Annotated in this window: 4 protein-coding genes; 2 read left to right on the top strand and 2 right to left on the bottom strand. The window is 42.7% G+C overall.

Features of this window, described 5'->3' with window-relative positions; all coding sequences use genetic code 11:
• Positions 1–198 precede the first annotated feature (198 nt).
• Positions 199–1,833 carry a methyl-accepting chemotaxis protein gene (locus tag NWQ57_RS17970; protein ID WP_306023551.1) on the bottom strand — a complete coding sequence of 545 codons (1,635 nt, stop codon included), beginning with the start codon at positions 1,831–1,833 and terminating at the stop codon, positions 199–201.
• A gap of 301 nt (positions 1,834–2,134) precedes the next feature.
• Here NWQ57_RS17970 and NWQ57_RS17965 point away from each other — a divergent pair, with 301 nt between their 5' ends.
• A complete protein-coding gene (locus NWQ57_RS17965; protein ID WP_306023550.1) occupies positions 2,135–3,511 on the top strand; it encodes an aldehyde dehydrogenase family protein in 1,377 nt (458 codons plus the stop codon).
• A gap of 31 nt (positions 3,512–3,542) precedes the next feature.
• Entirely contained in the window at positions 3,543–3,962 is a 420-nt protein-coding gene (locus NWQ57_RS17960; RefSeq protein ID WP_306023549.1) for a VOC family protein, read from the top strand.
• Between the two features lie 117 nt (positions 3,963–4,079).
• On the opposite strand, the gene NWQ57_RS17955 is transcribed toward NWQ57_RS17960, so the two are convergent.
• A complete protein-coding gene (locus NWQ57_RS17955; protein WP_306023548.1) occupies positions 4,080–5,306 on the bottom strand; it encodes a threonine/serine exporter ThrE family protein in 1,227 nt (408 codons plus the stop codon).
• Between the last annotated feature and the right edge of the window lie 210 nt (positions 5,307–5,516).

The raw sequence follows: 5,516 nt of genomic DNA, 5'->3' as shown, positions 1-5,516 counted from the left end.
CGCTGCGCGAATAAACGTTCTCGTTTTACTGCCTCTGAAAACTCTGAATGGCGCATTCCTGAGGCGTGGGGCCAATGCACATTGTTTGTAACCGGCTCACCTGATACCCAATTTAATATAATTGAATTAGGCGCTTACACCGGCGAAATTTAAGCTTTTGCAGCCTTGCTTAATCGAGTAAGGCTGCAATAAACCGTTTTAAGATTTCACTTTGAAGTCTTTGGTTGAGTTATTGATATGCTGGTAAATTTTCGCTAACAATTTTGAAGATTCATCCATTTTATTCACTTGTTGTACCGACACCGCGCTTTGCGACTCTAAGGCACTGAGGGCGGAATTGATATCCTTGGTTTGCTGATCTTGCTGAATCATTTCTCGCTCTACTACCTGATTTAAACGGCTAATTTGGTTAAACGCAGCGTGCAACTTATCGACAAATTCTTGTGAGCGTTTTGACTGTTCTAAACTAATTTCAGCCTGCTCTTTCCCTTCACTCATGGCTTGTACAGCCTTATCTGCCTCTTGCTGCAATTTACTGATATTTTGAGATATTTGTTTAGTCGATTCTTGGGTTTTATTTGCTAAGCTTCTGACTTCGTCAGCAACAACAGCAAAACCACGGCCTGACTCTCCCGCTCTGGCAGCTTCAATTGCCGCATTTAAGGCTAATAAGTTAGTTTGTTCAGCGATACCGTTGATCACATTCACCACATTACCGATGTTATCGGTATCTTTTTTCAAAGCGGCAATAATGTCAGAGGCATGATTGGTTGCCTGCAACATGATTTGACTGGTTTTTACATTTTCATCAAACATTAACTGGCCTTTGTCTGCCAGCGCATTTGAATCATTCACAAATGAATTGGCCTGACTGATGGCATCATTAACTGAATCGTTTGAATGGGTCATTTGCTGCATGCTACCACTGAGTTTTTCAGTTTCATTAATTTGCGCAGTGATACCCGTTTTAAAGTAATCAAAGGCAACAAACATCTCTTCAATGATCACACCTAATTGTTTCACATCATTAAATATGCCCGATAAAACGTGACTTAAACCTACTTGAATAGCGGTGAAATTGTCTGCCACTTGGCCAATTTGATCTTCGGTTGTTTTGTTCACCGGTGTTGTAAAGTCGCCCTTAGCAATATACTTTGAGGTGGCCGCCATGCTATTTAAGGGCTGTAAAATACGCGTATTAACAAACCAACTGACGAGTAATAAGGCCACTGCCACAGCAAACAAAAGCAGCAAGTTAGTATACAAAGCGGCAGTTTCAGCCTGACTTGCTAGCTTAGCTTGCAAAGCACTGATCTTGGTATTAACCGAGTTAACTGCTTCATTTAAATGCTGTGTCGGTTCACGGTCAATCCCTTTTACACTGCGGTCAGCCACGGTAATATCGTAGTCTGCTGCTATAAAAGCCTGGTAACCAGCAGTATAGGCTTCGAGCATAAGAGGATAGCTGTTAGCAAAAGCACTAAGGTGTTGATATGCAGGATGACTCGGCTCCATGTTATTTAGCAAGTCGCGATAGTGCGTTTGAATAGTCTGAGCAAGCTTGTTGAAGTTTCCCCAATATTTACTTAGATTTTCAGGGTTTTTACCGCGTATTAAGGTGTTTTTCCACTCTTGAACTTGCGTTTTAAAATCTACATTGAGGGCACCTACTTGCACCACAAAATTCACATCGTGTTCAACAGTATTACTGTATTCATTAATCACTTTATTGAGCACTGAAAAGCCAGTAAATACCGCAGCCAATATAATGACCAAAGCAGAAACAAATAGCAGTAGTAGCTTATTTCTGATGTTATAGCGGATCAGCTTCATGATTAAAAATCCTTCAAATTGTAAATATAAAATGGGCTGTAGTATGTGAGGCGGCGTTGACATTTAAATGACGGCGCCACGGTTGTCATTCTATAACGGCATCGACGCCATAATACTGATATTTATTAATGCAGTTTAACAGGCGAGCGCGTAGCTGCGACACGCTAGGTAGCGGCACTATTTCGTGGCTAACTACTTGATTTTAGGCCAACTTAAGTAATATTTATAGCCGAAAAAGCCATGAAAACTCAGTGAGTAAAGAGTATAGTTCGGCTTTGCATCTTGATTCAAAAGAGAGATTATGCAGCGTTTTAATATTAGCCAGTCGGTAAATGAACTCCAACAAACTTTTCGCTCAGGGCGCACAAAAGACTTAAGCTGGCGCAGATCACAACTTATTAAACTCAAGGCTTTAATAACAGAACACCAAGCTGAGTTTGTCAGAGCCTTGCAACAAGATCTGCATAAAAGCGAACAAGAGGCTTGGACCTCTGAAATCGGCTTTACCCTCAGTGATATCGACCATACCTTACACAACTTATCGAGCTGGGCGAAACCACGAAAGGTATCAACGCCGTTATTTGTGCAACCTGGCAAGAGCTATCTGTTACCCGAACCGTTGGGTACCGTATTGATTATTGGCGCGTGGAATTATCCACTGCAGCTAGTGCTCGCACCGCTTGTAGCGGCTATTGCAGCTGGAAATTGCGCCATACTCAAACCCTCTGAGTTATCGCATACGACTGCTCAATTATTAGCGAGTCTGATTCCGCAATATTTAGATAATAGTGCTTATAACGTTGTCTTAGGCGCAGTAGAAGAAACCACTGAATTACTTAAACAGCGTTTTGACCATATTCTGTATACCGGCGGTGAACAGGTCGGCAAAATTGTCATGCGCGCTGCGGCTGAATACTTAACGCCTGTTACCCTTGAATTAGGTGGTAAATGCCCTTGTATCGTCGACAGCCATACTGACTTAGCGGTAACGGTGGCTCGAATTGCTTGGAGTAAATGGATGAACACAGGGCAAACCTGCGTGGCCCCTGATTACGTGATAGTTGAAGAAAACTTTGCCGATACCTTTGTTGCTGCTTTAACTGCAAAAATTGAAGCATTTTATAGCGCCAACCCCAAACAAAATGTCGACTACGGCCGTATCATTAATGAGCGACATTACAGACGTTTGAACCACTATCTAGAGGGGCAGAATGTGATTTATGGCGGTGACGTAGACCCTGTAAGCCACTATATTGCCCCCACTATTGTCATGTCACCTAAACTTGATAGCCCTGTGATGCAAGAAGAAATATTTGGGCCGATTTTGGTTATTCTAACTGTGGATAAAATCCAACAAGCCATTGATATCATTAACGATCGCCCTAAACCATTAGCCTTGTATCTTTACACCAAAGACAAAAATTTAGAACAGGCGGTATTGCAGCAAACCAGTGCCGGAAACGTGGGCATTAATGATGGCATGATGTTTATGGCTAACCCTAACTTACCCTTTGGCGGCGTGGGCAACAGTGGCATGGGCGCTTATCATGGCCAATTTGGTTTTGACACCTTTAGTCATTTAAAAACCGTTCTCAAACGCAGTTTTTGGTTTGATGTGGCTTTACGCTACCCACCATTTAACAGCACTAAGTTAAACTGGCTTAAAAAGTTGCTGTAAATTTCACTCACTGATAAGGAAACAAACTTACATGACTATCATGCCTTTTCATCTTGCCGTTCCAGTAGATTGTTTAGATAACGCGCGTGCCTTTTATGGTGAGTTGTTAGGGTGTCAGCAAGGGCGTAGCTCTGCACAGTGGATAGACTGGGACTTTTTTGGACATCAATTGGTGACGCATTTGGTTGAGCAAATGCCCAGTGCCCCTAAACATAATCAAGTCGACGAGCATGCGGTACCCGTTCCGCACTTTGGCGTTGTGCTAGGCTGGGAAACTTGGCAACAGTTGGCCGATAAGCTGCAAAAAGCACAGGTAAGGTTTGTTATTGAACCTTATATTCGGTTTAAAGGCCAAGTGGGCGAACAAGCCACCTTATTTTTTCTTGACCCCGCAGGCAATGCTCTGGAATTTAAAGCGTTTAAAGACATGTCTCAATTGTTTGCTCACTGATCATACACCACTGGTAACAATCCATAATGTGTTGCGCTATCAGTAGCCAGTAGATTGTTTAGATTAAGGTGAAAAGCTGGCTGACATTCACCTTTTTAAAACCTTAAGCCTTATTTATTAAAGCGATTTTTTTGTTGGCATCACTACGTTAGCAAAAATAAGCCCTGCGACTAGCGACATGAAAATTAAAAACACTTCTTGGCCAATATGATCAGCTTGTACAAAATCTTGGCCAGAAATAAAGGAGTTTAAACCAATATAGGTTTTTGAGCCTGGCACCAGCACAATCAATCCGTGCATGGCAACAATCGCCGAAGGCGCATTAGCAAACTTGGTAAATAAGTTGGCGTATACGCCCAGCGCAAATGCACCTACAAAGGTACCCAAGCCGAAATCTAAATAAGCCGAACTCCACGTTGACGCACCATAAGCAATAAAAGCAGACAGGAGGGCCCAGGGAATGTGTTTGACCCGTGTGCGAAAGATGGCAACCAAAGCAAAACACAACAAAAATACTGCAAGCCAGGTCGCCCAAAAAGGCAGAGAAGCTTCAGGAACAAATTCATTTGTGCCAAACAAACTAAAACCAACACTGATCCCCAAAAATGCACCAAAATACAATTTGAATAGCTGCATCATCGCGTCCATTACCCGTGCAGTGCCTGACATTAAGTTGCGAGAAGACAGCTCTGCTAAGCCCATGGTCAAAGACAAACCAGGCACTAAAATAATGACCGATGACAACACCATCAAGGGGATATTGATACCCGGCGCAATATAGTAACTAATGGCGCAGGCAAGTAAACCAGCCACAAAAGACGTCACAGGCTCTAACATCAAGTTAACGCGTTTAGAATATTGCGCCCATAAGGTCCAGATATACGCCACTAAGCCCAACAAGCCTGACCAAATGACTTCTCGCAAACTCGCCCCCATCAGCATAGCGAAAGCGCCGGTCGACAAACCGAAGGCCAAACCAGTAAGTAACTTACCGTAGGGGCTTGGCATTAAGCTGATCTCGTCTAAACGTTTATCCGCTTCCGTTAACGATAATTCACCGGATAATAATTGAATCGCCAATTCGTCGGTGAGCGAAAGTAAATTCATATCTAAATCACCGGGCTCAACTCGCGCGGCATGATTGTACTCGTCTTCGTGTTTATCGCTCCAGATAACAAAGGTAAGAGACGTCGGTGTTGATAAAAACGAGGCATGCACACCCAAGTAAGCAGCAACTTCATGTAAATACGCCTCAAGACGAAACGCAGGCGTCCCGTACTTATGCAACATTTTGCCAAGCTTAACGATAAATCGACGTATTTGAATAAACTCACTTTTGTTCACTACTTTGTACTCTGTATATAAGCCATTGACACGATGTCATTAAAGCGCGGATTGTAGTGTTTGCAGTAGGTTTGAGCAATGCACAATTTTTGCTCAATCGAATTATAAAAACTAATGCTTTTAAGACTAAGCTGGTGACTCAGTAAGCAATAGTTAAGGCATGGTAATTAGACAGGAAAGAGCACCACTCCAGCAGGCGTCATGGTAAAA

This window comes from Paraglaciecola sp. (genome assembly GCF_030730205.1).
GTDB lineage: Bacteria > Pseudomonadota > Gammaproteobacteria > Enterobacterales > Alteromonadaceae > Paraglaciecola.
The sequence above is the reverse complement of the archived record's forward strand: the minus strand, read 5'-3'. Positions and strand labels throughout refer to the sequence as shown.